Below are 22,952 nucleotides of genomic sequence, written 5' to 3' on the forward strand. Positions count from 1 at the left end.
CCACAATGTGCCCCGCCCGGGGCAAGGGTTCGGAGCAAGGCTGGGGTGGGGTGGCTACCCGTCCACGTCCACGTACGCGGCGCCGGTCGTCTCCATCACGGCCGCGCCGGCGGTCGCGTCGGCCAACCACGCCCGGAAGGCGCCGAGTTCCTCCTCGGGGATGCCCAGGTCGATGCGGACGTCCGCGCCGTAGTGGACGTCGCGCACCGCGCGGCCGGCCGCGCGCAGGTCGTTCTCGAGCTTGCCGGCCCGCTGGTGGTCGACGGCGACGGTCACCAGGGCGAGCTTCTGCCGCTCGATGGTGCCCAGGTCGTCGAGGGCGGCGGAGACCGCGCCGCCGTAGGCGCGGACGAGGCCGCCGGCGCCGAGCTGGACGCCGCCGTAGTAGCGGGTGACGACGGCGACGACGTCGCGGATCTCACGGCGGAGCAGCACCTGGAGCATGGGGGTGCCGGCGGTGCCGCCGGGTTCGCCGTCGTCGCCTGCCTTGTGGATGCGGCCGTCGGCGCCGATGACGTAGGCGAAGCAGTTGTGGGTGGCACCGGGGTGCTGCTTGCGGATCCGCTGGACGAAGGCCTGGGCGGCCTCCTCGCTGGCGGCAGGCGCGAGCGCGCACAGGAATCGCGAGCGCTTGATCTCGCTCTCGTGGACACCCTCGCGCCCGACCGTCAGATACCGCTCCGCCGCCATTCCCCCAGCCTATGCGCAGCCCGACAGCTGGCCGTTCAGGAGACCGTGCCGAGGTGCTGCTCGAAGCCGTCGAGGATCTGGGTGGCGCCGGCGACGGCCTGGTCGCACGAGTAGGGACCGACGAGGTTCTGGTGGTAGGTGGCGAGGGTCCGGCCGTCGCGCTCGGAGAAGGTCGCCGTCATCACCACCGGCTCGTCCGGGGTCTCGATGGTCCACACGAGCTTCTGGCCCTCGACCACCTCACGGTAGACGCCCGACATGGCCATCTCGCCGGCCGGGGTCTCCAGGACCGCCTTCCACGGGGCGCCGGGCGCGCACCTCGAGCTCGACCGACCCGGGCTTGGCGTGGAACCACTGCTGGAAGTGCGCCGGGTCGGTCCAGGTGGCCCACACCGTGGCGAGGGGGGCCGGGAAGGTCCGGGTGATGGTGAAGTCGTTGTCCGTCGTCGTGACCGTCTGCTGTGCCATGTCTCTGCTCCTTCGTGAACCGTGTCGGCTGTCGATGGGGTAGACGGTCCGCCGGCCCGGAACTCATCGCCGCGCCCGAGGGCCGTTCGCAGGCGCCCGGGACGGGAATCTCCCGCATCACGCACCCGTTGGCCAGGACAGCAGCAGACCTTCCATCCCTCAGGAGGCAGCCGTGTACGGCGACCCAGCGGCCATTCGCAAGATCCTCACCGAGGTCGGTGACACCTGGGCCGTCGTCGGCCTGTCCACGAACCAGCGCCGTGCCGCGTACGGCGTGGCCGACGTGCTGCAGCGCTACGGGAAGCGGATCGTGCCCGTGCATCCGAAGGCCGAGACCGTACACGGGGAGAAGGGCTATCCCTCCCTCGACGCGATCCCCTTCGAGGTCGACGTCGTCGATGTCTTCGTCAACTCCGAGCTGGCGGGTCCGGTCGCGGACGAGGCGGTGGGCATCGGGGCGAAGGCGGTGTGGTTCCAGCTCGGCGTCGTCGACGAGGAGGCCTACCACCGGGCGCGCGAGGCGGGGCTGCTGATGGTGATGGACCGCTGCCCGGCGATCGAAATCCCTCGCCTGCGGTGAGCCGGGGCGGGTAGCGTGCGGCCATGTCCGACGTACGCCTCGCACGACCCGATGACGCCGCCGAACTGGTACGGCTGCGCCGCCTGATGTTCCACGCCATGAAGGGCCGTGACGAGCCCGGGGAGTGGGAGGCCGCGGGCGAGAAGCTGCTGCGCGCGCAGCTCGCGGGCGAAACCGGAGCCACCGTCGGGGCGTTCGTGGTCGACGGCGCACCCGGCGGCGAAGCGCCGCATCTCGCCGCGTGCGCGGTCGGCACGGTCGAGCAGCGCCTGCCCGCGCCGGGGCACCCGACCGGCCGGTTCGGCTTCGTCTTCAATGTCTGCACCGACCCGCGCTACCGGGGCCGTGGCCATGCCCGCACCACCACCGAGGCGCTCCTCGACTGGTTCGCCGGGCAGGGCGTCACCCGGGTCGACCTGCACGCCACGCCCGACGCCGAGCACCTCTACCGGGGCTTCGGCTTCACCGAGCACTCGACGGCGCTGTCGCTGGACGTCAGCGGGCGCCTCAGGGCTCCGCGATGAGCGCCGTGCCGACGCGGCGGAAGCCCAGCCGGGCGTAGATCCGGGCCACGTCCTCGTCCCCGGCGGACAGGAAGACCGTACGCATGCCGTTGGCCACCGCGTCCCGGACCAGGGCGGCGGTGACGGCGAGGGCGAGTCCGCGCCGCCGGGCGCTGGGGAGCGTACCGATGCCGACGACCTCGCAGACCTCGCCGACCGGGTTGTACTGGCCTGCGCACAGGGATGTCGTGCCGTCGACGGCGGCGGCGAAGACGGTGAGCCCGGCCAGGATGCGGCCGGTGGCGCGCTCGATGGCGGCGCGGTCGGCGTGCAGCGGCACCAGGGCGGTGAGGGCGGTGGTGCCGGCGGTGCCGATACGGGTGCCGGGGTCGGCGAAGGCGAGGTGGGGCACGGTGAGGGCGGTGGGCAGGGCGGGGTCGGCGGCCGCCAGGATCCGTACGGAGACGCCGTCGACGGGCCCGGGCACCGCCGGGGCGGGCGCTTCCGGGTCCAGGACCATCAGGGGGTGCGCGTGCACCGCCAGGCCCGCCTGTTCGGCCGCCGCGCGCAGGGTGGGCGAGGTCTCGTGGACCCATTCGAAGGCCTCGGGCACCCGCAGTTCGCGCTGCCGGGCGCGGACCCGGGCGACGTCGGCGGCGCTGATCGGTCCCGGGTGGCCGAGCGCGGGGCGCGCGTAGAAGGGCCAGCCCAGGCCCTCGCGGACGAAGAGGGTGAGCGGTCCGTGGTCCTCGACGCGGGCGCCGGCCCGGGGCACCGTGTCGTAGAAGCCCTCCAGCCGGCCCAGCAGGGCGGTTCCCCCGGTCATACGGGCAGCCCCAGCCCTTCGAGGACGACGGCACCCGGCAGCCCGGCCAGGGCCTTGCCGGGTACGAGCAGCTTGCCGCGCCTGCGGCCGCTGCCGATGACGACGTACGGGGAGTCGGCGACGGCCGCGTCGACCAGCAGCGGCCAGCCGGGCGGCAGGCCGATGGGGGTGATCCCGCCGTACTCCATGTCGGAGGCGCCGACGGCGGTGTCCATCGGGGCGAAGGAGGCCTTGCGGGCGCCGATGTGGCGGCGGACCAGGCCGTTGACGTCGGCGCGGGTCGTGGCGAGCACGACGCAGGCGGCGAGGGTCACCTCCTGGCCGCGCTTGCCGGCGACGACCACGCAGTTGGCGGACTGCTCCAGCGTCACGCCGTAGGTCTCGGCCCAGACGGCGGTGTCGGCCTTGTCGGGGTCGCTGTCGACGTGGATCAGCTCCTCGACCGGCACCTCGCCCTGCCAGCCGGTGATCGCGGCGGCGACAGGCGGGGCGAGCAGGCCCAGGACCTCAATGGCCGGCCGGGCCTCGTCGAAATTTCCGATGGGTGCAGGCATACGAAGAACGCTAGCCCAGCCGGTCAGCGCGGTGGCGGGGGGTCGGACACGGCGGGCGGCGGGGTGAGCGAGCCCACCTCCCGTTAATCGATCGTACGTTCTACTCTGGGGTCATGGCCCGCCATCTCCAAGGCTCACTCTTCGACAGCTCCGAACTCGGTCTGCTGCCGCTGACCGGCATACGCCGGACGCAGCTTGGCCACGGAGCCTGGATCGACGAGCTGCCCGGCTGGGTGACGGGCGCCGACGAGCTGTTCGAGGCGCTGGTGGACTCCGTGCCGTGGCGGGCGGAACGGCGCATGATGTACGACCGCGAGGTCGATGTGCCGCGCCTGCTCCGCTACTACAAGGAGGCCGAACGGCTCCCGCATCCGCTGCTCGCCGAGGCCCGCGAGACCCTCAGCCGGCATTACGCGGCCGAGCTGGGCGAACCGTTCGTCAGCGCGGGGCTGTGCTACTACCGCGACGGACGCGACAGCGTGGCCTGGCACGGCGACCGCATCGGCCGGGGTGACACCCAGAACACGATGGTGGCGATCGCCTCCCTGGGCGAGGCGCGCCATCTGCTGCTACGTCCTCGCCACGGCGGCGGACCGGCCGTGCGGCGCTCGCTGGGCCACGGTGACCTGCTGGTCATGGGCGGGTCCTGCCAGCGCACCTATGACCACGCGGTGCCGAAGACCGCCGGGAGGGTGGGCCCGCGGATCAGTGTCCAGTTCCGGCCGCGTGGGGTGGCGTGAGCGTCTCATCGTCACAGCCCTGAAGCTCCGCCCACTCCGCCAGCGCGACCAGCTGCTCCGCCGTCGCCTCCGCCGGGATCGGGACGGGCGGCGGGGTGCGCAGCGGGGGCTGCCAGCCGGCTTCCGGGTCCCAGCGGCGCACGATCCGGGCGGGCGCCCCGGCGACCACGGCGTGGTCCGGCACCTCGCCCCGTACGACGGCGCCGGCCGCGACGACGACGTTGCGGCCGAGGCGGGCGCCGGGCAGGATCACCGCGCCGGCGCCGAGCCAGCTGCCGGAGCCGATCTCGACGGGGGCGGAGCGGGGCCACTGGCGGCCGACGGGCTGTTCGGGGTCGTCGTACGAGTGGTTGTCACTGGTGACGTAGACGTAGGGGCCGCAGAAGACGTCGTCGCCGAAGACGACCGACTGCGAGGCGATGACATGGCTGCCCCGGCCGAGGACGACGCCGTTGCCGAGCCGGAGGATGGGGTCGGGGCCGAGGTCGAGGCCGGGCATCATGCCGGCCGTGAGGGTGACCTGCTCGCCGATGATGCAGTGGTCGCCGAGGTGGATCCAGGGCTCGCCGAAGACGGTGCCCTGGGGGAAGGCGAGGCGGGTGCCGGTGCCTATTCGGCCGAAGCGCAGCGGCCCGGGGCGGTCGGCGGTGACGGCGCCCGCGGACTGCATCCACCGCCACCCGCGGTGGACCGCGCGGGAGGCGGTGCGGCGGCGCCAGGCCACCACGGCCCGGGCCCCGGAGGAGAACAGGTTCTCGTTTTTCGGCACCTGCTCACCGTACAGCTCAGGCGTAGCTCCCCCGCAGCCCGGACGACCGGGCGGTGGCGGACACGGTGGTCGCACCGCCGGCCCCGGGGGTGCGACCACCGGCAGATCGCGGTGGCCGCGCTTGCGCAGCCCCTCGTCGGCGGCGATCCGCTCCAGGCCCCCTCGTCCAGCCCGATCCGCGGCATCCCGTCGAGCGCGGGGGCGCGGCAGGCCGTGGGAGAGCTCGGCGTTCACGTTCTACGCGCCACCCGCCGCGCGATCACCGCAACCGCGCGGCTACGGTGCTGACCGACACACCACGGACCCTGAGACGAGGCGGAAGACCATGGCGGAGCCGATGGCGTTGGTGGCGGGCGTGGCGGGGCACAAGCCGCAGCTCGACCCAGACGCGTTCACCGCGCCGACCTCGGTGGTCCTGGGCAACGTGACGATGGCCGCCGGGTCCAGCGTCTGGTACCACACGGTGGTGCGCGGCGACGCCGAGGCGATCAGCATCGGCGCCGGCAGCAATGTCCAGGACAACTCCACCGTGCATGCCGACCCCGGCTTCCCCGCCGTCATCGGCGAGCGGGTCACCGTCGGCCACAACGCGGTCCTGCATGGCTGTGTGGTCGAGGACGACGTCCTGGTCGGCATGGGCGCGACCGTCCTCAACGGCGCCCACATCGGCTCGGGCTCACTGATCGCGGCGGGCGCCCTCGTACCGCAGGGCATGCGCGTGCCGTCGGGCTCGCTGGTGGCGGGGGTGCCGGCCAAGGTGCGGCGCGAACTCACCGCCGAGGAGCGGGAGTCGGTACGGCTCAACGCCGAGCACTACGTCCTGCTGGCGCGGGAGCACCGCGCCGCCTTCGCGCCGGAATAGGCCGCAGGACCGATTCAGTCGGCGACGGCCGCCGCCGGCTCGGGCTCGGCGTCCGCCGCGGCCAGGGCGGCCTTGGCCCGGCGGCGTACGACCAGGAACGAGGCCAGGCCGAACAGCAGCGCCACGCCGAGTCCGACGTAGGAGAAGCGCTTGAGCCAGGGCTCGGCGACCACACCGACGTAGTAGATGACGGCCGTCGTGCCGCCGGCCCAGGCGACCCCGCCCAGCACATTGGCGGTGAGGAACTTCCAGTACGGCATCTTCAGCACGCCCGCCAGCGGCCCGGCGAAGATCCGCAGCAGAGCGACGAAGCGGCCGAAGAACACCGCCCACATGCCCCAGCGCTCGAAGGACGCCTCGGCGGTGGCGATGTGGCCGGGCGAGAAGTGCTTGGGGAATCTGCGGCCCAGCCGGTCGAGGAGGGGTCTGCCGCCCCGCCGGCCGATGCCGTAGCCGATGGAGTCGCCGACGATCGCCCCGGCGGAGGCGCAGGCGCCGACGATCAAGGGGTTGACATGTCCCTGGGAGGACAGCAGGGCGGCGCTGATGAGGATGATCTCGCCGGGCAGCGGAATGCCCAGGCTCTCCACGCCGATCACCAGCGCCACCAGCAGGTAGATGCTGATCGGTGGGATGGTCCCTAGCCACTCCTGGACGTGCAAGGCCGCTTCCTCCCGAAGGCGCTGGGTCTCACCGCAGCGTAGCCGACGCACGCGGGGGTCTCGGCCGCCGTGGGCTCAGGAGTTGGGGCGCAGGGTCCAGATGATCGTCATCTCGCCGGTGACGGCGCCGTCCTCGCGCTGGATGGACACGTTGACGGGGAACTCGGGGCGTTCCCCTGCGTCGAGGTCGGCGATGACCTCGGCGACGGGACGGCCCAGGGTCGCGGTGGCGGTGACCGGGCCCATGGCGAGCTTCTTGTACCCGATCTCGGCCTTCACGGCGAGCGGTACGGCACGCGAGAGCTGGTCGCCGAAGGCGCCGAGCACGATGGCGCCGCTGGCCGATTCCGCCAGCGTGAACATGGCACCGGCGTGCGGGCCGCCGACGTGGTTGTGGAAGTCGGGCTGGTCGGGCAGCCGGACCACGGCGTGCTCGGCCGTGGTCTCAACGAACTCCAGGTTGAGGGTGCGGGCCATGGGCACGGTGGCCGCCATCAGCTCGCCTATCGAGGGCAGTGTCTCGGACATGACCGGATGTTACCAGCAAGTAATGAGGATTGGCCTCTCCTGAGGACGGCCGTAAAAATGGCTTTGCGGCGGGACCTCACGCCCGCGATAGTCCTCCGGGTGATCTCCCCCTCCGCGCCCGCTCGCCCGATACGCCTGCCGGCCTGGGCGGGGCGGAACTTCCGGCTGCTGACCGCGTCGGCCGTCGTGACGAACCTCGGCAGCTCCGGCTCCGTGATCGCCGCCGCGTTCGCCGTTCTGCAGGCGGGCGGCAGCGGGACGGACATCGGGCTCGTCGCGGCGGCCCGCACCCTGCCGCTCGTGGTCTTCATGCTGATCGGCGGCGCCCTCGCCGACCGGCTGCCGCGCCATCACGTCATGGTCGGCGCCAACCTCCTCAACGCCGCCTCGCAGGCGGTCTTCGCGGTGCTCGTCCTGTCCGGGTCCGCCCACATCTGGCAGATGGCCGCGCTGTCCGCCGTCGGCGGCACCGCCCTGGCCTTCTTCGGACCGGCCGCCCAGGGCATGGTCCTGGCGACCGTGGACCGTGCGCACGCCGGCCGGGCCTTCGCCGTCTTCCGGATGGCGTCCAACGGCGCCAACATCGGTGGCGCCGCGCTGGGCGGAGCCCTCACCGCCGCCTTCGGTCCTGGCTGGGTGCTGGCCATCGACGCCTGCTCCTTCCTGCTGGGCGCACTGCTGCGCACCTTCCTTCGGGTCGAGGAGGTCGTCCGCTCCAAGCGCGGCAGCATGGTGCGCGACCTGCGCGACGGCTGGCGGGAGTTCGTGTCGCGGCGCTGGCTGTGGGCGATCGTGGTGCAGTTCTCGGTGGTCAACGCGGCGACCGTCGCGACCGACGCGGTCTTCGGTCCGCTGGTGGCCAACGACCGCCTGGGCGGGGCCGGGCCGTGGGGCGTCGCGCTGGCCGCCTTCGGAGTCGGCAACATCCTGGGCGGTCTTCTGCTGCTGCGCCGGCGGCCGCGCCGCATCCTGCTCGCCGGCACGCTCTGCATCTTCCCCTGGGCCCTGCCGCAGATCGCCCTCGCGGCGGCGGCCCCGGCCCCGCTGCTGATCGCGGCGATGCTGGTCAGCGGCGTGACGATCGAGGTCTTCGGGGTGACCTGGATGCTGGCCCTCCAGCAGGAGATCCCCGAGGAGAAGCTCTCCCGGGTCTCCGCCTACGACGGCCTCGGCTCCTTCGCCCTCATCCCGGTCGGCACCGCGCTGGCCGGACCCGCCGCCGACGCCTTCGGCCTCTACGGCGCCCTGTGGGGCTGCGCGGCGCTGACGGTGCTCCTGACGGCGGCCGTCCTGCTCGCCCCCGAGGTACGCAGGCTCACGCGCAACGACGGCCCACCCGCCGCCGCTTCCCCCGGCACGACCGCTCAGCCCACGCTGAAGGCACCGCCCGGCGGCTCGGGCGAGGGCACCGCACCGCTGTCGTAGACCGGGCGCGCCCCGGCGGCGAAACGTTCCAGCGCACTGCCGTGCATCACCCTCGCCGGGAAGGCGTCGGCCGCCACCCGCCGGGCCAGGAAGTCCAGCGGCAGCTCCCGGCGGGCCGCGACGATCACCGTGTTCCCGAACCGGCGCCCGCGCAGCACCCCCGGCTCCGCGATCACGCACACCTCCCCGAAGGCGCCGCGTACGGTGGCGATCTGCGAGCGCAGGAAGCCGAACGGCGCCGCGTCGGCCAGATTCGCCAGATACAGCCCGTCCGGGCGCACCACACGTCCCGCCTCGGCCAGGAATTCGGCCGTCGTCAGATGCGCGGGCACCCGCGCCCCGCCGAAGACGTCGGCCACCAGCACATCCGCGCTGTCGTCCGGTGCGCCCTCCAGCCACGCCCGGGCGTCCCGCGTGTGCAGGGCGATGTCCCGCGCCGCGCCGTCCAGCGGTACGTGCTCCGCCACCAGCGCCGCCAGCCCCCGGTCCGCCTCCACCACCTGCTGCCGCGACCCGCGCCTGGTCGCCGCCAGATAGCGCGGCAGCGTCAGCGCCCCGCCGCCCAGGTGCACCACGTCCAGCGGCAGCCCGGCGGGCGCGGCGGCGTCGAGGGCGTGCGCCAGCCTGCGTACGTACTCGAACTCCAGGTACGCCGGCTCGTCGAGGTCCACGTACGACTGCGGCGCGCCGTCGACCGTCAGCAGCCAGGCGCGCGGCCGGTCGACGTCGGGCATCAGCTTCGCCGTGCCGAAGTCCACGGCGCGGGTCACCGGTATCGGCTCTGGATCCGGCTCGCCCGGGGGTCGCACGTCCACCGGCCCATTGTCGCGTACCGGCCCCGCCCCTGGAGGCGGGACCGGCACAACTCCGGCTAACCGATCAACTCGGTCACCGTGCCCGCACCGACCGTGCGGCCGCCCTCGCGGATGGCGAAGCCGAGACCCGCTTCGAGCGGCACCGGCCGGCCGAGCTCGACCGTCATCTCGACGGTCTCCCCGGGCAGCGCGATCCCGGCCTCGCCGAGGTCCACGTCGCCCACCACGTCGGCGGTACGGATGTAGAACTGCGGCCGGTAGCCACTGGCGACCGGCGTGCGCCGCCCGCCCTCCGCCGTCGGCAGGACGTACACCCGCGCCCGGAAGCGCCGGCTCGGCGTCACGCTGCCCGGGGCGGCGACGACATGCCCCCGGGTGACCGCGTCGCGCTGCACACCGCGCAGCAGCAGCGCCACGTTGTCCCCGGCCTGGGCCTCGGCCATCGGCTTGCCGAAGGTCTCGACGCCGGTGACCACGGTCTCCGTGTCGGCCCCCAGCACCTCGACCCGGTCACCGACCCGCACCGTGCCGCGCTCGACGGCGCCGGTGACGACCGTGCCGCGCCCGCTGATGGTGAACACGTTCTCCACCGACAGCAGGAACGGCGCGTCCGTGTAGCGCACCGGCACCGGCACGTACGCGTCCACCGCGTCCAGCAGCTCCCCGATCGCCCCCGTCCACTCCGGGTCGCCCTCGAGCGCCCGCAGCCCGGACACCCGTACCACCGGCACCCGGTCCCCCGGATACCCCTGGGCGGACAGCAGTTCCCGCACCTCCAGCTCGACCAGGTCGGCCAGCTCCGGGTCACCGGCGTCGGCCTTGTTGAGCGCCACGACGATGTGCTCGACGCCCACCTGGCGGGCGAGCAGCACATGCTCGGCCGTCTGCGGCATGATCCCGTCCAGCGCCGACACGACGAGGATCGCCCCGTCGAGCTGCGCCGCGCCGGTGATCATGTTCTTGACGTAGTCCGCGTGACCCGGCATGTCGACATGCGCGTAGTGCCGCGTCTGCGTCTCGTACTCCACGTGCGCGATGGTGATCGTGATCCCGCGCGCCGCCTCCTCCGGAGCCTTGTCGATCCGGTCGAACGGCACGAAGGTGCCGCTGCCCCGCTCCGCCAGCACCTTGGTGATCGCGGCGGTCAGCGTCGTCTTGCCGTGGTCGACGTGGCCCATCGTGCCGATGTTCAGGTGCGGCTTGGTGCGCACGTACGCCTGCTTGGACATGCCTGCTTTCCATCTCTACGAGATTCCGTACGGGACCCCTGGGCCGGACCGACCCTCCCCCTGCGGGGTCCGCCGGAATCACCGGGGAGGGTCAGCGTCGGGCGCCGTCGAGGAAAGCGGCCGGGGCAGCCTTCAGCGCGTCCGCGACTGCGGACGAATCTGCGAGGAAGGCGTACCGGAACATGCCACGATGATCGGCTACGAACCCCGCCCGCGTCGAACGGTTTTCGGCGCGCTCGACGCGCTGGGCGCGTGCTTCAGCGCCTCGCGCACCGACAGCGGCGACAGCCGGTCCCGCGCCGAGTCGACGAAGCCGTACACCGCGTCCGGGTCGGTGTACGCGTACTCGCGCAGCGCCCAGCCGATCGCCTTGCGGATGAAGAAGTCGGGGTGAGCGGCCTGGCGCAGGCAGTAGCCGAAGAGCCGCTCCGTGTCGGTGGCCTGCTTGTACCGCAGTTGGTGCAGGAGGGCCGTGCGGGCGACCCACAGGTCGTCGTCGGTGATCCAGTCGTCCATGACGGCGACGAGCCCGTCGTCGGCGGCGACGAGCGGGCCCACGACGTGGGCGGCCAGCGGATCGACCGTGTCCCACCAGGAGTTGGTGGTGACGAGGTGCCGGACGGTCGGCAGGAGGCCCGAGGAGCACCGGCTGACGTGCCTGCGCAGGTAGTCGACGGCGAAGTACGTGTACTCGCGCTCGGGCAGCGCCCAGCAGCGCAGCGCGACCGCCCTGCAGTCCGCCTCGCCCGGCGCGGGCACACCCGTCAGCACCTCGCGGGAGAGCTTGCGCCGCCCGGGCGTCGGGATACCGAGGAAGGGAAAGGCGCCGCGCATGTACGCGGCCGCCGACGCGGCGCGGCCCGGATCCGACGCGCCGCCGTACGCCGAGGTCAGGCGGGGCAGCAGGGCGTCGGCGAGCGCGCTTGCGGGCGGTTTCGGGGCCACGCTCACACCGTACTGAAGTCCCGCGCGGGCCGTGCGGCATGGCCGAGCCGCTCCTGAGGGAGGGTTTCCTCGACTACGCTCCTGGGGATGCTCGACAGTCCTCCTGCCCCCGCGGGCCTGACCCTGCGCACGACGCGTGCGCTGCTGTCGCCGTGGGCGCGGCTCGCCCTGCTGGTCGCGCTGCTCGCCGCCGCGGCGGCCTCCGTGCTGGTCTGGGAGCCTCAGCGGCTGCTGGCGCACGGCTGGCCGGCGGAGTTGACGGGCGCGGCGGCGGTGCTGCTGTTCGGGGTGGCGTACGGGTTGTGCGCGGTGGCCTTCGTGCCGAGGCCGCTGCTGAACCTCGCGGCCGGTGCCCTGTTCGGCGCCCAGGCGGGCCTGGTGGCCGCGCTCGGGGGGACCGTGCTGGGGGCGGGGCTGTCCTTCGTGCTGGGCCGGGTGCTGGGGCGGGACGCGCTGCGTCCGCTGCTGCGCGGGCGGCTGCTGCTCTCGCTGGACCGGCAGCTGAGCCGGCACGGCTTCCGGAGCATGCTGGCGGTGCGGCTGTTCCCCGGCGTCCCCTTCGCGGCCGCCAACTACGCTGCCGCCGTCTCCGAGATGCGCCTCGCGCCGTTCCTGACGGCCACCGCCCTCGGCAGCGTCCCCAACACCGCCGCGTACGTCGTCGCCGGCAGCCGCGCCTCCACCCCGACCTCGCCGGCCTTCCTGCTGGCCATGGGCTTCATCGCGGTGACCGGGCTCGCGGCCGTGGTCGTCGCCTGGCGGCGGCGGTCGCGACCGCGAGCCGCCGCCGGTCAGTGACCGATCGCCTGCCAGAGGGTGACGGCGACCGCGCAGAAGCCGGTGAGGGCGGCGACGCCCTGGAGTGGCCATCGGCCGCGTTCGAGGGCCGTCACACGCGATTCGAGCTCGTCGAGGCCCTTCTCCGTCTGTTCCCCACGCTGCACCAGCAGGGCGAGTCGGCCGTCCATCCGGGTGAAGCCGACATCAAGACTGTGGCGCAGCTCGGTTAATTCCGCGGTGATGGTTGCGTGATCGGGCTCCGTCATTGCCCGGGCACCCCCTTTCTTCAGTTGGGCGCCGCACGCCCGCCGCGGGGGAGGCGCGACGGGCGGCGGCCGACAGGGCGGGGAGGTTCTCGGGTCCCGGCCCGCCCGACCACTCAGCGGCACGCACAGTGAACCGCGTCCGGATGGGCGCGGGAAGCGTGTGCGGCGCGTGGAGTTGGGTGGGCGATTCACAACCCGTGCGAAAGCCGGAGTACTACGATGCCCGCACCCGGTCAGACCTGGGGGGTGTCCGTGGAACCCAATATTCTCCTCGACGCGCTGCTGTCGGAATCCGGACTGTCGCACGCCGGCCTCGCCGCCCGCGTCAACGCGGCGGGCCGAGCCGAAGGGTTGACGCTCAGTTACGACCGTACGGCCGTCACCCGCTGGATCGGGGGCCAGCGGCCGCGCGGACGGGTCCCCGATCTGCTCTGCGAGGTGCTGGGCCAGGAGGTGCGGCGGCCGCTGGCCCTGGGCGACATCGGGATGCGCTCGCCGGGCAGCGTCCATGTCCCGCCCGGAATCCCGCTGTCCGGCTTCGTGGACGCGGCCACGGCCCTCTGGCGCTCCGACGAGAAGCGCCGCCCCGGCGTGCGCAACGCCACGCCGCTGACCGGCACCGACGCCGTCATGCCCGTATGGGAGTGGGAGAACCCGCCCGAGGACACCGATGTGTCCCGCGGCGGCCGCGACCAGGTGGGCATGGCGGACGTGGCCATGCTGCGGGCCGCCCGCGCGCACTTCGAGGGCCTCTACCGCAGCGCCGGCGGCGTGGCCACCAGGGACCGGGTCACCGGCTTCCTCACCGGCGAGGCCGCTCCGATGCTGCGCGGCAGCTACAGCGACGCGGTGGGCCGCCACCTGTGCCGGGCGGTCGGCGGGCTCGTCGGCATCGCGGGCATCTGCGCGTACGACGCGGACGCGTACGGCCTGGCTCAGCGCTACTTCCACCAGGCATTACGGCTGGCGAAGGCCTCGGGCGACCGCCGCCTGGGCGCCTGCGTGGTCGGGATGCTGGTCTACCAGTCGCTGTGGCTGCGCGACTTCCGGCAGGCCGTCGCCTTCGCGGCGGCCGCGCTGCGCACCGCCGGCGCGCACATCACCCCCGCGCTCACGGCCGACCTGTACGCGATGCAGGCGAAGGCGTACGGCCACCTCGGCGATCCGTCCGGGGTGGCCCGCTGCGCCCGGCTGGCGGTGACTGCGGAGGGGCGTATACGCGCCGAGGAAGAGCCGTCTGAGACCGGCTACGTCCAACCGGGCCTGGTCGACGTGCAGTTGGCGGAGGCATATCTCAGCCTGGGCGCACTGGCCCCCGCCCACGAGCACGCCCGCCGCGCCGCCGGACTGCCCTCGCACCCGCGCGGGCGCGTGCACCGGCTCGCGGTGCTGGCCCATGTGGAGCTGCGCCGGGGGCGGCCCGACCACGCCTCGGAGCTCGTGGCGGCGATGGTGGAGCAGGGCCGGGGCATGGAGTCGCAACGGCTGCGTGACCGGTTCCGGTCCGTACGACACCATCTGGCCGCATATGACGGAGCAATATCCGTCCAGGCCGTCGAGCTTCTTGACGAGGCTCTGCGCGTCCCGTTGTGACCTCCGCCGTGCTGCGATGTTGGCAGCGACACGGCGGAAGGCGGCGGCATCATGCGTTGGAAGAATCTCGGGGAGCACACCGTGTACGAGAACCGATGGTTCCGGGTGAACCTCGCCGATGTCGAACTGCCCGACGGAAGCCATCTCGACCACTACCTGATCCGGCTGCGGCCGGTCGCCGTCGCGACCGCCGTGAACCGCGACAACGAGGTCTTACTCCTGTGGCGGCACCGCTTCATCACCGACAGCTGGGGCTGGGAACTCCCGGCCGGCGTCGTCGAGGACGACGAGTCCGTCGAAGCCGCCGCCGCCCGCGAAATGCTGGAGGAGACCGGCTGGCGCCCCGGCCCCCTGCGCCACCTCCTCACCCTCGAGCCCTCCAACGGCCTCACCGACGCCACCCACCACGTCTACTGGGCCGAAGAGGCCGCCTACGTCGGCCACCCCGAGGACGACTTCGAGTCCGACCGCCGCGAATGGGTCTCCCTCAAAGCCGTGCCCGACCTCGTCGCCCGAGGTGACGTCCCCGCCGCCAACATGGCCGCCGCACTGCTGATGCTGCACAACATCCGGCTGGGCTGACCACCCCGGGCAGTTGACGGTTGGTCAGTTTCGGCCGTCCTGCCAGTCCGCGTACGGGATCCGCGCGATCTCCAGGACCTCCCCCATCGTCCCCCACTCGTCCTTGCCCAGCCGCGACAGCGGCCGCAGTTTGTGCACCTCCGGATGCCCGTCCGCCAACACCGCCTCGGACACCGCGGCATGCACCACCCGCCCGAACACCACCGTCGAGTCCCCCAGCAACACCGTGCTGTGCAGCTCGCACTCCAACGCCACCGGCGACGCCGCCACCCGCGGCGGCTTCACCACCCTGCTCGGCTCCCGGGCGATCCCCACCTCGTCGAACTCGCTCACCCCGTGCGGGAAGTCCGTCGCCGTGGCATTGACCTGCTCGAAGAGATGCTCCGGCGCCAGGTTGACCACGAACTGCCGGGTGGCCTCGATATTGCGCAGCGAATCCTTCCGCCCCACCGAGGTGAACTGCACCACCGGCGGACTGACACACGCCACCGTGAAGAAGGAGTGCGGGGCCAGGTTCGCCGTGCCGCCGTCGCTCAACGTGGACACCCACGCGATAGGACGCGGCACGACCACCGACGTCAGCAGCTTGTAGAAGGGGTTCCGCCCGACGACCTGCGGGTCGTAGTCGATACGCATGGTCACCAGTATCCAGGTCCCCCACCGCGCCGCCGGCTAGCCGAGCGCGCGGTCGAGATTGAAGGCCGCGCTGATCAGGGCCAGGTGGGTGAAGGCCTGTGGGAAGTTCCCGCGCTGCTCCCCGGTGTGGCCGATTTCCTCGGCGTACAGGCCCAGGTGGTTGGCATACGTGAGCATCTTCTCGAACGCGAGTCGGGCCTCGTCCAGGCGGCCGGCGCGGGTCAGTGCCTCTACGTACCAGAACGAGCAGATCGAGAACGTGCCCTCCTCGCCGCGCAACCCGTCCGGGCTGGCCTGCGGGTCATAGCGGTAGACCAGCGAGTCGGACACCAGGTCATCGCCGAGCGCATCCAGCGTGGCGAGCCACTTCGGGTCGGTGGGCGAGATGAACTTCGCCAGCGGCATCATCAGCAAGGACGCGTCGAGGACCTGACTGTCCTCGTGCTGGACGAACGCGTGCCGCTCGGCGGACCAGCCATGGCGCATGATCCGACGGTAGATCGCGTCCCGGGCCTGCCCCCAGCGCACCACGTCGGCGGGCAGTCCGCGATGCTGAGCCAGCCGCATGGCCCGTTCGATGGCCACCCAGCACATCAGTCGCGAGTAGAGGAAGTTCTTGCGCCCGCCGCGGGTCTCCCAGACCCCACAGTCGGGCTGGTCCCAGTGGTCGCACACCCAGTCCACCAGCTCGCTGACCTTGTCCCAGTGTGCGCTGGAGATGGGCTGCCCCCACTTGTCGTAGAGGTAGAGGGAGTCGACGAGGGCCCCGTAGATGTCCAGCTGCAGCTGGTTGACGGCGTTGTTGCCGACGCGTACAGGGGCCGAGCCACGGTAGCCCTCGAGATGGGGCAGCTCGTGTTCGGGCAGCTCACAGCGGCCGTCGATGCCGTACATGATCTGCAGCGGGCCGGTGGGGCGGCGCGCCTTGGTTGCCTCGAGGTGGACATGCTCGGAAAGGAAGCCCATGAAGGCTTCGGCCTCATCGGTGAACCCGAGCCTGAGCAGCGCATACACACAGAACGCGGCGTCACGGATCCACACGTAGCGATAGTCCCAGTTGCGCTCGCCGCCGATCTGCTCGGGCAGGCTGGTGGTCGGCGCGGCGATGATGGCACCGGTCGGGGCGTAGGTGAGCAGCTTCAGGGTGAGGGCGGACCGGTGCACCGTCTCCCGCCACCGACCGCGATAGCGCGACCGGGACAGCCATCGCCGCCAGAAGCTCACGGTGGCCTTGAACTGCTGCTCCGCCTCGGACAGCGGGCAGAAACGGGGTGCCACGTCGCCGCCGACCCGGTCCAGGGCGAAGACGGCGGACTCGCCCTCGTGCAGCTTGAACAGCGACCACACATCCGGGCCGGCAACCTCGACCGGCACGCTCGCCGTCAGCGCGAGAGAGAGTGAGGGCGTCTCGAAGACCGCCTGGCGCTGCTCCGCGTGCACCGTATGCGGCTGCGCCCCGTACTCGAAGCGGGGGGCCACCCGGGCGCGGAACGGCAGCGATCCGCGAACGCACACCACGCGCCGGATCAGCCGGTGCCGGTCGGCCTCGCGCGAGTCGTCGACGATCGGCATGAAGTCCTGGATCTCACCGACGCCGTCGTCCGCGAAAAAGCGGGTGATCAGCACATTGGTGTCGGGGAAGTAGAACTGCTTGGTGCGGGTCGGGACATCCGGGGCGAGCTCGAAGGACCCGCCCCGGTCGGCGTCCAGGATCGAGGCGAAGACGCTGGGTGCGTCGAAGCGCGGGCAGCAGTACCAGTCGATGGTGCCGTTGGTGCCCACCAGCGCCGCGCTGCGCAGATCGCCGATCAGGCCGTGCTCGGCGACCGGCAGATAGCGGGGCATGTCGGCTCCGCGAGGCCCGCCGAGAGCGCCGAACGCCCCAGCGGTCACATTGGTCTCAATGGTCACACCGGACCTCCCTGTGCCGCCACCCCCACTCCTCAGGCTAACCAGTCCTCGAAGTGCGGGCCTCCGGGAGAGCCCGTCGGATACGTGTCCGATGAGGTGGTCCTGCTGATGCCGACGGCTTCGGCAAGCTCAACCCGAGCCTCGGCTGAGGAAGGCGGTGCGTGTCATGAGGCTTGCCAGAGCCGAGCGGGACGGCACACCGGCCTTGCGGTAGATCGCCGGCAGGTGGCTCTCGACCGTGCGGCGGCTGAGGTAGCGCTTCGTCGCGATGGCCTGATTGCTCAGCCCCTCGGCGCCGAGTTCGGCGATCTCCGTTCCCCGTACGGTCAGCTGGGCGAGCTCCTCGGGAACCGGGAGGGCGCCCTCGACCTGGGGACGTATCAGCTCGGCCAGGTCGGACAGCAGGCGCGCGCCACCGGTGACGGCGAGACGGTGGGCCCGGTGCCACATGGCGCCCGCGCGTGGGCCCTGCCCGGCTGCTTTCGCCAGGGGGGCCGCGCGCAACAGGGAGTACCCCTCCCAGACCGTCGCGCCGGATCGTCCGTACTCCTGGCCCGGCTTACCCTGGCGACACGCCTTACCGGAGCGCGTCGTCGAGGCCTGCTTGATCTTGTGCCTGCAACGTATTTCGCTGTCCTCAATATTGTCAACAATCTTGTTCAATTCATTGTGACCACACAGGTTTCACAGGAATACGCGCTGCCGAGGACGGGTCCCGCTCAGACCGATGCCATCGGGATCCAGAGGGTGAACGTGGCTCCCTTGCCCGGTCCCGGGGATGACGCGGTGACGTCTCCGCCGTGGGCGCGGGCGATGCCCCGGGCGATGGTGAGGCCGATGCCGCTGCCCCCGGCCGGGGCGGGGCGCCCGGGATGCTCGAGGCGCTCGAATCGGCTGAAGATCCGGTTCAGGTCGTTTTCGGCGAGGCCGACGCCGTCGTCCGTGACGCGGACGACGATGCGGGATGACGGATCGGGTTCGCTGTGGACGGAGATGGACACGTGTCCGTCCTGATCACACGCGATCAGTGCGTTGCCGAGCAGGTTCACCAGGACCTGGGTGACCCGGTCGGGGTCGCAGACGGTGATGACCGGTGTGTCCGCCGCGATGGTGAGGTCCACCCGCTGGTCGTCGTACTGGGGGCGCAGCCACTCCGCGGTGGCCCGGGCGAGCTCGGCGATGTCCGCGGGTTTGCGGTGGAGGGCGAAGGCTCCCTCCTCGACCCGGGACAGGCTGGAGAGGTCGGCGGCCAGACGGCGCAGCCGGTCCAGATCGTCGGCGAGGGAGGCGAACATCGCGTCGTCCGGCGTGAAGATGCCGTCGGCCATGCCCTCGATCTGGCCGCGCAGGATGGTGATGGGGGTCTTCATCTCGTGGGCGATCTCGGAGACCAGCCGGGCGCGCCGGCGCTCGGTGTCGGCGAGTGTCGCCGCCAGGGTGTTCACGTCTGCGACCAGCGCGGCGAGGCCCGGCTCGCTGGGCAGGTCGAGGACGTCGTCGTAACGTCCTTCGGCCAGCCGGTGAGTGGCCGTACGTACGGTGTCCAGCGGGCGCAGCAGGAACCGGGACAGGGCGACGGCGGCGAGGACGGCCGCGGCCGCCCCGATCCAGAAGCCGATCACGTCGGGGTCGACGCGGCGGTGCCCGGGGCCGTTGATCAGTTCTCTGGTCACCGACATCGACCCCCAGGCCACGAGCAGGACCATGACATGGGAGATCACCAGTCGGTTGCGCAGCGACAGGCGGGCGCGGAACCGGCGCAGCCGGGCACGTCGGCTGCCGTGGGCAGCAGGGCCGAAGGGCCGCATGGGAGTGTCCGTCCTTCCGCTACGGCAGGTGCGCCGGGTCCGGGTCGGGTATGCCCGGGGCGGGAAGGCCGGCGAACCGGTAGCCGACGGTCCGGACGGTGCCCACGAAGCGTGGCGCACTGGCGTCGTCGCGCAGCGCGCGCCGCAGCGTACGGATGTGCACGTCCACGACGCGTTCGTCGCCGAAGAAGTCCTCGCCCCACACCTGGGTCAGCAGACCGCGCCGGGTGAACACCCGTCCAGGGGCGCGGGCCATGGCGATCAGCAGGTCGAAGTCGAGGGCGGACAGCTCCGCCGGGCTTCCGTCGACCAGTACCGTCCGGGTGCCCGGATCGATGGTCAGGCCGTCGAAGCGCAGCGTGCCGTCGTCCTCACCGGCTCCCGGTGTGCTGTCGGTGCGCCGCAGGATGGCCCGTACGCGCAGCGCCAGCTCGCGCGGGCTGAAGGGCTTGGTGACGTAGTCGTCGCTGCCGGTGGTGAAGCCGATGAGCCGGTCCACCTCCTCGTCCCTGGCAGTGAGCATGATCACGGGGACCTGGCTGGACTGCCGGATCCGGCGCAGTACCTGGAAGCCGTCCAGCCCGGGCAGCATCACGTCCAGCACCACGAGGTCGGGGCGGTCGCGGGTGACTGCCTGCAGGCCGGAGGGTCCGTCGGGGGCCTCGAGGACCTGGAAGCCGTCCGCCTCGAGGTAGCCGCGCACGGTCATGCGGATCTTGGGCTCGTCGTCAACGACCAGAACGCGCTGCGTACTCATCGTGCTCGCCTTCGGTCGGAGTCGTGGCGCGTGGCCTGGCCGCCGCGGCCACCGGGCGGCCGGCAGCCTGGAGGTACAGGTTCTCGAATGCGGACAGCGTACGGCGGATGTCGTGCTCGGCGACGATCTGCCGGCTGGCCTGTCCCATCCGGCGGCGGGCCGCGGGGTCGTCGAGGAGGGTGGTGAGGAGCGAGGCGAGGGCGTGCACGTCGCCCGGCGGGAAGAGGTAGCCGTTGCGGCCCGGGTGGACCAGGTGTGGCAGTGCCATCGCGTCGGCCGCGACGACGGGTTTGCCGGCCGCCATGGCCTCCATGGTGGCCAGGCTCTGCAGTTCGGCGGTGCCGGGCATGCAGAAGACGTCGCAGCGGGCGTAGGCGTCCAGCAGCTCCTGGTCGCCGGCCAGGCCGTGGAAGGTGACCCGGTCCTGGATGCCGAGGTCGTGTGCCAGCCCCTCCAGGGCGCGACGGCAGGAGCCGTCACCGACGATCTCGCCTCGGACGCGTCGTCCCGCCTCGGACAGAAGCGCCAGGGCGTGCAGGAGTTCGTGGACGTTCTTCTCCTTGTCGAGCCGGCCCACGAACAGCACCCGCACGTCCGTGCCGCCGCCATCCGCGGCGGGCTGGGAGAAGCGGTCCAGGTCCAGGCCGCACGACACCGGGCGGGCGGGGACGTCCAGGCCGTTGTCGTGCAGCAGCCGCACCGCGCGCGGGGTGGGCGCGGTGACGGCGTGGGCACGGCGGAAGACGCGGACGAGGTCGCGCCAGGCGAGCCGGCAGGCCGCGTCGGCGAGCCCGGCGGGAAGCCGCGTGTAGCCCAGGAGGTTCTCCGGCATGAAGTGGTTGGTGGCCACCACCGGTATCCCGCGCCGGTGCGCGGCGGCCGCCAGCGTCCGGCAGACGGAGAAGTGGGACTGGATGTGGACCACGTCGGGGGAGATCCGCTCCAGCAGCCGGGCCGCGGGCCGTGCGGTCTGCCAGGGCAGGCTGACGCGGAAGGTGGGGTGGAACGGGGTGCGGTGGGAGGCGAGCCGGTGCACGGTGATCCCCCGCTCCACGGTGGTACCGGGACCGGCCTCCGTCGCGGGGCAGATGACGTGGACCTCGAGTCCCCGGCCCAGGAGTCCCTCCGCGAGCCGCTGGGCGAAGTTCGCCGCTCCGTTGACGTCCGGCGGGTAGGTGTCGGCGCCGATGACGACGCGCTGCGGTCGGGGACCGGGGTCTTGCATGGCGTACTCCTGCGGTGGTGAGGGGCTGTCGGGGCGCAGGCCCGGGGTGAGGTGGGGAAAGGGGGTGGAACGGGTGATGTGGAGCACGCCGGAGAAGGCGAGTCCCCAGCAGGCCAGCCCAGCGACGGCGGTGACCGGGGAGAGCCCGGGAGCCTCGCCCAGCAGACCGATCCCGATCAGGACGGCGGTGAACGGGTCGGCCAGGGTCAGGCAGGCGACCGTGACCTCCGGCGGTCCTGCGGCCTGGGCGCTCTGTACGAGCAGGAAACCGGCGAGCACCGTGAGCGCCAGAGCGGCGAGCGTGCCGAACAGCACGAGGCTGACGCCGGACGACGTGAACTCCTCCCCCGCCGCCCGCACCAGTACCGACATGCAGCCGTAAGCGCTTCCCGCGCCGATGGCCAGGGCCAGACACCGTCCCGGGCCAGGCAGCGCATGGGCGATCACGACGCAGCAGACCAGGGCCGACAGGACCAGCAGCCCGGCCCACAGCTGGGCCGACGCCGTGACGGAGGTGGCCACGGTGGCGTGCGCGGCGAGCGTCGCGAACCCTCCCGCCCCGACGACCACCGCGACGAGGGCGAGCCCGGTGCCCGGGCCGAGCGGGGCGCGGCGGGCCCACAGCCCCCACAGCACGCTCATCACGACGGCACTCACGCCCAGTGGCTGTACGACCGTCACGGGCGCCAGCTGCAGGGCGACGAAGTGCAACCCCCCGCCCGAGACCTGCAGCACCAGCCCCGCCAGCCAGCGCGGTCGCCGGGCGAGTTCCGTCAGTGTGGCCGGCTTCCCCGGCACCGGGCCGGCGGACGCCGTGTGCGTGGCCTGGCTCTGGAGCCGCGCGCCCACGGTGTAACAGAACGCGTCGAACAAGGCCAGGGCGATCGCGAGTACCGTCATCAACGGCTCCGGCCACCGCGCAGCGCATCGGCCATCGCGAACAGCAACGCGACCTCGAGCCCGAGCGTCATCCGCTCGGCCAGCCCCAGCAGCCCGGCGGCCCGCACGGCCGCGGGAGACACCGGCCGCGTCACGCTCACATGCGTTCCGAGGAAGAGCAGCGCGGCCGCCGAACTCGCCCAGGACAGACGGCGTATCCGTCGCGCCCGCGCGCTCACCGGAAGGTGGCCGCGCAGCCGGCCGGCCAGCAGCAGACCGGCGGCAGGAAGCGCGGCCACCGAAGCCCCGGCCGCATGGCGGTGCACCAGTCCGCTCACGGACGGGACGCCGCCCGCCGGATCGGTGGGAAAGAGCGCACAGAGCGACAGCCCGGCGCACCCCACCCCCAACGCGGTGGGAGCGATCGCCCCGACGGGCAGCCGACTGCGCAGCAGACCGGCGAGCACCCCGGCCGATCCTGCCGCGGCGGATCCGACACATGCCGTGAACAGCACCGCGGCACCGTCGTGCAGTGCGTAGTCGCTGAGCGTCTGGGCGACCGGATCCACCTGCTCGGCCCACCCCAGGTGCAGCATCGCGGCCAGCGCGACCGAACCGGCGAGGGCGGTCCGAGCCGCCGACGTGAGCTGCTTCGTATCACGGTGACCGGCAGCCGTCGGCGGGGAGAGAAAAGGGTGCATGCCTGCCAGACAACGGGTACCTGATAAGGCGCCTACCACTCGCCGTGTGAAGCTTCCATGAAGCGGATCCCGCGAGCGGGCACTCGGGGACGACGTCGTGGGGGGCCGGGGGGGGGGGGGGGGGCGCCGCCCCGGGGGCGCGCCCGGGTGGGGGAGACAACAAACAAAAACGCAGGGCCCGAGGTGAGAACCCCCCCCCCACGGCCCCCCAGAGGACC

27 protein-coding genes are annotated in these 22,952 nt (G+C 72.4%); 8 read left to right on the forward strand and 19 right to left on the reverse strand.

All coding sequences use genetic code 11. From position 1 onward, the window contains the following. Positions 1 to 54: 54 nt before the first annotated feature. From ACFXJ5_RS34055 to ACFXJ5_RS34065, 3 genes are read right to left on the reverse strand one after another with little or no spacing between them, the layout of a single operon-like run. The gene (locus tag ACFXJ5_RS34055; protein ID WP_384639917.1) at positions 55 to 690 is read right to left on the reverse strand and encodes a YigZ family protein; all 636 of its coding nucleotides are present in this window, start codon (positions 688 to 690) and stop codon (positions 55 to 57) included. Between the two features lie 35 nt (positions 691 to 725). After that, positions 726 to 950 carry an SRPBCC domain-containing protein gene (locus ACFXJ5_RS34060; protein WP_384639920.1) on the reverse strand — a complete coding sequence of 75 codons (225 nt, stop codon included), beginning with the start codon at positions 948 to 950 and terminating at the stop codon, positions 726 to 728. Continuing rightward, positions 931 to 1,158 (reverse strand): SRPBCC domain-containing protein, encoded by a 228-nt coding sequence (locus ACFXJ5_RS34065; protein WP_384639922.1) that lies wholly within the window; start codon positions 1,156 to 1,158, stop codon positions 931 to 933. Before ACFXJ5_RS34065 ends, ACFXJ5_RS34060 begins: the two co-directional genes overlap by 20 nt. Positions 1,159 to 1,330: 172 nt before the next feature. On the opposite strand from ACFXJ5_RS34065, the gene ACFXJ5_RS34070 reads away from it, so the two are divergent. Both ACFXJ5_RS34070 and ACFXJ5_RS34075 read left to right on the forward strand, forming a co-directional pair. Continuing rightward, positions 1,331 to 1,738, forward strand: coding sequence for a CoA-binding protein (locus ACFXJ5_RS34070; RefSeq protein WP_384639925.1), 408 nt, complete (start codon positions 1,331 to 1,333; stop codon positions 1,736 to 1,738). A gap of 23 nt (positions 1,739 to 1,761) precedes the next feature. Continuing rightward, positions 1,762 to 2,262, forward strand: a complete 501-nt coding sequence (locus tag ACFXJ5_RS34075) for a GNAT family N-acetyltransferase (protein ID WP_384639928.1) — start codon at positions 1,762 to 1,764, stop codon at positions 2,260 to 2,262. Here the strand turns inward: ACFXJ5_RS34075 and ACFXJ5_RS34080 are convergent. Both ACFXJ5_RS34080 and ACFXJ5_RS34085 read right to left on the reverse strand, forming a co-directional pair. Continuing rightward, on the reverse strand, positions 2,246 to 3,067 hold the full coding sequence (locus ACFXJ5_RS34080) for a GNAT family N-acetyltransferase (protein WP_384639931.1): 822 nt from the start codon (positions 3,065 to 3,067) through the stop codon (positions 2,246 to 2,248). The two genes, ACFXJ5_RS34075 and ACFXJ5_RS34080, sit on opposite strands and share 17 nt — an antisense overlap. Beyond that, positions 3,064 to 3,621, reverse strand: a complete 558-nt coding sequence (locus ACFXJ5_RS34085) for a YbaK/EbsC family protein (RefSeq protein ID WP_384639933.1) — start codon at positions 3,619 to 3,621, stop codon at positions 3,064 to 3,066. The genes ACFXJ5_RS34080 and ACFXJ5_RS34085 overlap by 4 nt, the downstream gene beginning before the upstream one ends. A gap of 113 nt (positions 3,622 to 3,734) precedes the next feature. Here ACFXJ5_RS34085 and ACFXJ5_RS34090 point away from each other — a divergent pair, with 113 nt between their 5' ends. Further along, positions 3,735 to 4,361: an alpha-ketoglutarate-dependent dioxygenase AlkB gene (locus ACFXJ5_RS34090; protein WP_384639936.1), complete on the forward strand. Its 627-nt coding sequence runs from the start codon at positions 3,735 to 3,737 to the stop codon at positions 4,359 to 4,361. Here the strand turns inward: ACFXJ5_RS34090 and ACFXJ5_RS34095 are convergent. Continuing rightward, a complete protein-coding gene (locus ACFXJ5_RS34095; RefSeq protein ID WP_384639939.1) occupies positions 4,327 to 5,130 on the reverse strand; it encodes an acyltransferase in 804 nt (267 codons plus the stop codon). The genes ACFXJ5_RS34090 and ACFXJ5_RS34095 overlap by 35 nt on opposite strands. Before the next feature lie 325 nt (positions 5,131 to 5,455). Between ACFXJ5_RS34095 and ACFXJ5_RS34100 the strand changes: the two genes are divergently transcribed. Continuing rightward, the gene (locus tag ACFXJ5_RS34100) at positions 5,456 to 5,992 is read left to right on the forward strand and encodes a gamma carbonic anhydrase family protein (protein ID WP_384639941.1); all 537 of its coding nucleotides are present in this window, start codon (positions 5,456 to 5,458) and stop codon (positions 5,990 to 5,992) included. Positions 5,993 to 6,006: 14 nt separating this feature from the next. Here the strand turns inward: ACFXJ5_RS34100 and ACFXJ5_RS34105 are convergent, their stop codons facing one another. Together ACFXJ5_RS34105 and ACFXJ5_RS34110 are read right to left on the reverse strand one after the other, a co-directional pair. Next, positions 6,007 to 6,654: a DedA family protein gene (locus tag ACFXJ5_RS34105; RefSeq protein WP_384639943.1), complete on the reverse strand. Its 648-nt coding sequence runs from the start codon at positions 6,652 to 6,654 to the stop codon at positions 6,007 to 6,009. 75 nt (positions 6,655 to 6,729) lie between these two features. After that, positions 6,730 to 7,182 carry a DUF4442 domain-containing protein gene (locus ACFXJ5_RS34110; RefSeq protein ID WP_384639945.1) on the reverse strand — a complete coding sequence of 151 codons (453 nt, stop codon included), beginning with the start codon at positions 7,180 to 7,182 and terminating at the stop codon, positions 6,730 to 6,732. 57 nt (positions 7,183 to 7,239) lie between these two features. On the opposite strand from ACFXJ5_RS34110, the gene ACFXJ5_RS34115 reads away from it, so the two are divergent. Then, positions 7,240 to 8,607, forward strand: coding sequence for an MFS transporter (locus tag ACFXJ5_RS34115; protein ID WP_384639947.1), 1,368 nt, complete (start codon positions 7,240 to 7,242; stop codon positions 8,605 to 8,607). On the opposite strand, the gene ACFXJ5_RS34120 is transcribed toward ACFXJ5_RS34115, so the two are convergent. The 3 genes from ACFXJ5_RS34120 to ACFXJ5_RS34130 form a co-directional block, all read right to left on the reverse strand. Beyond that, a complete protein-coding gene (locus ACFXJ5_RS34120; protein ID WP_384639985.1) occupies positions 8,547 to 9,341 on the reverse strand; it encodes a spermidine synthase in 795 nt (264 codons plus the stop codon). The genes ACFXJ5_RS34115 and ACFXJ5_RS34120 overlap by 61 nt on opposite strands. 137 nt (positions 9,342 to 9,478) lie before the next feature. Beyond that, the gene (tuf, locus tag ACFXJ5_RS34125) at positions 9,479 to 10,651 is read right to left on the reverse strand and encodes an elongation factor Tu (protein ID WP_384639950.1); all 1,173 of its coding nucleotides are present in this window, start codon (positions 10,649 to 10,651) and stop codon (positions 9,479 to 9,481) included. Positions 10,652 to 10,849: 198 nt separating this feature from the next. Further along, positions 10,850 to 11,596, reverse strand: coding sequence for a DNA alkylation repair protein (locus ACFXJ5_RS34130; RefSeq protein WP_384639953.1), 747 nt, complete (start codon positions 11,594 to 11,596; stop codon positions 10,850 to 10,852). An 87-nt stretch (positions 11,597 to 11,683) separates the two neighbouring features. On the opposite strand from ACFXJ5_RS34130, the gene ACFXJ5_RS34135 reads away from it, so the two are divergent. Next, positions 11,684 to 12,394: a TVP38/TMEM64 family protein gene (locus tag ACFXJ5_RS34135; RefSeq protein WP_384639956.1), complete on the forward strand. Its 711-nt coding sequence runs from the start codon at positions 11,684 to 11,686 to the stop codon at positions 12,392 to 12,394. On the opposite strand, the gene ACFXJ5_RS34140 is transcribed toward ACFXJ5_RS34135, so the two are convergent. Then, a complete protein-coding gene (locus tag ACFXJ5_RS34140) occupies positions 12,388 to 12,642 on the reverse strand; it encodes a hypothetical protein (RefSeq protein ID WP_384639959.1) in 255 nt (84 codons plus the stop codon). The genes ACFXJ5_RS34135 and ACFXJ5_RS34140 overlap by 7 nt on opposite strands. Positions 12,643 to 12,894: 252 nt before the next feature. Here ACFXJ5_RS34140 and ACFXJ5_RS34145 point away from each other — a divergent pair, with 252 nt between their 5' ends. Together ACFXJ5_RS34145 and ACFXJ5_RS34150 are read left to right on the forward strand one after the other, a co-directional pair. After that, the gene (locus tag ACFXJ5_RS34145; RefSeq protein WP_384639988.1) at positions 12,895 to 14,235 is read left to right on the forward strand and encodes a transcriptional regulator; all 1,341 of its coding nucleotides are present in this window, start codon (positions 12,895 to 12,897) and stop codon (positions 14,233 to 14,235) included. Positions 14,236 to 14,286: 51 nt separating this feature from the next. Then, positions 14,287 to 14,817, forward strand: coding sequence for an NUDIX hydrolase (locus ACFXJ5_RS34150; protein WP_384639961.1), 531 nt, complete (start codon positions 14,287 to 14,289; stop codon positions 14,815 to 14,817). Between the two features lie 24 nt (positions 14,818 to 14,841). Here the strand turns inward: ACFXJ5_RS34150 and ACFXJ5_RS34155 are convergent, their stop codons facing one another. The 7 genes from ACFXJ5_RS34155 to ACFXJ5_RS34185 form a co-directional block, all read right to left on the reverse strand. Beyond that, positions 14,842 to 15,453, reverse strand: coding sequence for a flavin reductase family protein (locus tag ACFXJ5_RS34155; protein WP_384639964.1), 612 nt, complete (start codon positions 15,451 to 15,453; stop codon positions 14,842 to 14,844). Between the two features lie 36 nt (positions 15,454 to 15,489). After that, on the reverse strand, positions 15,490 to 17,298 hold the full coding sequence (locus tag ACFXJ5_RS34160; RefSeq protein ID WP_384639991.1) for a glycoside hydrolase family 15 protein: 1,809 nt from the start codon (positions 17,296 to 17,298) through the stop codon (positions 15,490 to 15,492). Positions 17,299 to 17,493: 195 nt separating this feature from the next. Then, the gene (locus ACFXJ5_RS34165; RefSeq protein WP_384639967.1) at positions 17,494 to 17,868 is read right to left on the reverse strand and encodes a LuxR C-terminal-related transcriptional regulator; all 375 of its coding nucleotides are present in this window, start codon (positions 17,866 to 17,868) and stop codon (positions 17,494 to 17,496) included. 215 nt (positions 17,869 to 18,083) lie between these two features. Then, complete coding sequence (locus tag ACFXJ5_RS34170) at positions 18,084 to 19,172, reverse strand: sensor histidine kinase (RefSeq protein WP_384639969.1); 1,089 nt, start codon at positions 19,170 to 19,172, stop codon at positions 18,084 to 18,086. 19 nt (positions 19,173 to 19,191) lie between these two features. Then, positions 19,192 to 19,929 carry a response regulator transcription factor gene (locus tag ACFXJ5_RS34175; protein WP_384639972.1) on the reverse strand — a complete coding sequence of 246 codons (738 nt, stop codon included), beginning with the start codon at positions 19,927 to 19,929 and terminating at the stop codon, positions 19,192 to 19,194. Next, a complete protein-coding gene (locus tag ACFXJ5_RS34180; protein WP_384639974.1) occupies positions 19,901 to 22,054 on the reverse strand; it encodes a glycosyltransferase in 2,154 nt (717 codons plus the stop codon). Before ACFXJ5_RS34180 ends, ACFXJ5_RS34175 begins: the two co-directional genes overlap by 29 nt. Beyond that, positions 22,054 to 22,734, reverse strand: a complete 681-nt coding sequence (locus tag ACFXJ5_RS34185; protein WP_384639977.1) for a DUF998 domain-containing protein — start codon at positions 22,732 to 22,734, stop codon at positions 22,054 to 22,056. Before ACFXJ5_RS34185 ends, ACFXJ5_RS34180 begins: the two co-directional genes overlap by 1 nt. Between the last annotated feature and the right edge of the window lie 218 nt (positions 22,735 to 22,952).

The sequence above is a fragment of the Streptomyces sp. NPDC059373 genome (assembly GCF_042751495.1).
In the GTDB taxonomy this organism is placed as follows: domain Bacteria; phylum Actinomycetota; class Actinomycetes; order Streptomycetales; family Streptomycetaceae; genus Actinacidiphila.

What these genes read in the sequence shown, in the direction of transcription:
- ACFXJ5_RS34055 (WP_384639917.1), bottom strand. Translation starts at nt 690, where the DNA reads ATGGCGGCGGAGCGGTATCTGACGGTCGGGCGCGAGGGTGTCCACGAG.
- ACFXJ5_RS34060 (WP_384639920.1), bottom strand. Translation starts at nt 950, where the DNA reads ATGTCGGGCGTCTACCGTGAGGTGGTCGAGGGCCAGAAGCTCGTGTGG.
- ACFXJ5_RS34065 (WP_384639922.1), bottom strand. Translation starts at nt 1,158, where the DNA reads ATGGCACAGCAGACGGTCACGACGACGGACAACGACTTCACCATCACC.
- ACFXJ5_RS34075 (WP_384639928.1), top strand. Translation starts at nt 1,762, where the DNA reads ATGTCCGACGTACGCCTCGCACGACCCGATGACGCCGCCGAACTGGTA.
- ACFXJ5_RS34080 (WP_384639931.1), bottom strand. Translation starts at nt 3,067, where the DNA reads ATGACCGGGGGAACCGCCCTGCTGGGCCGGCTGGAGGGCTTCTACGAC.
- ACFXJ5_RS34085 (WP_384639933.1), bottom strand. Translation starts at nt 3,621, where the DNA reads ATGCCTGCACCCATCGGAAATTTCGACGAGGCCCGGCCGGCCATTGAG.
- ACFXJ5_RS34090 (WP_384639936.1), top strand. Translation starts at nt 3,735, where the DNA reads ATGGCCCGCCATCTCCAAGGCTCACTCTTCGACAGCTCCGAACTCGGT.
- ACFXJ5_RS34100 (WP_384639941.1), top strand. Translation starts at nt 5,456, where the DNA reads ATGGCGGAGCCGATGGCGTTGGTGGCGGGCGTGGCGGGGCACAAGCCG.
- ACFXJ5_RS34110 (WP_384639945.1), bottom strand. Translation starts at nt 7,182, where the DNA reads ATGTCCGAGACACTGCCCTCGATAGGCGAGCTGATGGCGGCCACCGTG.
- ACFXJ5_RS34115 (WP_384639947.1), top strand. Translation starts at nt 7,240, where the DNA reads ATGGCTTTGCGGCGGGACCTCACGCCCGCGATAGTCCTCCGGGTGATC.
- ACFXJ5_RS34120 (WP_384639985.1), bottom strand. Translation starts at nt 9,341, where the DNA reads ATGCCCGACGTCGACCGGCCGCGCGCCTGGCTGCTGACGGTCGACGGC.
- tuf (WP_384639950.1), bottom strand. Translation starts at nt 10,651, where the DNA reads ATGTCCAAGCAGGCGTACGTGCGCACCAAGCCGCACCTGAACATCGGC.
- ACFXJ5_RS34135 (WP_384639956.1), top strand. Translation starts at nt 11,684, where the DNA reads ATGCTCGACAGTCCTCCTGCCCCCGCGGGCCTGACCCTGCGCACGACG.
- ACFXJ5_RS34140 (WP_384639959.1), bottom strand. Translation starts at nt 12,642, where the DNA reads ATGACGGAGCCCGATCACGCAACCATCACCGCGGAATTAACCGAGCTG.
- ACFXJ5_RS34150 (WP_384639961.1), top strand. Translation starts at nt 14,287, where the DNA reads ATGCGTTGGAAGAATCTCGGGGAGCACACCGTGTACGAGAACCGATGG.
- ACFXJ5_RS34155 (WP_384639964.1), bottom strand. Translation starts at nt 15,453, where the DNA reads ATGCGTATCGACTACGACCCGCAGGTCGTCGGGCGGAACCCCTTCTAC.
- ACFXJ5_RS34160 (WP_384639991.1), bottom strand. Translation starts at nt 17,298, where the DNA reads ATGCCCCGCTATCTGCCGGTCGCCGAGCACGGCCTGATCGGCGATCTG.
- ACFXJ5_RS34170 (WP_384639969.1), bottom strand. Translation starts at nt 19,172, where the DNA reads ATGCGGCCCTTCGGCCCTGCTGCCCACGGCAGCCGACGTGCCCGGCTG.
- ACFXJ5_RS34175 (WP_384639972.1), bottom strand. Translation starts at nt 19,929, where the DNA reads ATGAGTACGCAGCGCGTTCTGGTCGTTGACGACGAGCCCAAGATCCGC.
- ACFXJ5_RS34180 (WP_384639974.1), bottom strand. Translation starts at nt 22,054, where the DNA reads ATGACGGTACTCGCGATCGCCCTGGCCTTGTTCGACGCGTTCTGTTAC.
- ACFXJ5_RS34185 (WP_384639977.1), bottom strand. Translation starts at nt 22,734, where the DNA reads ATGCACCCTTTTCTCTCCCCGCCGACGGCTGCCGGTCACCGTGATACG.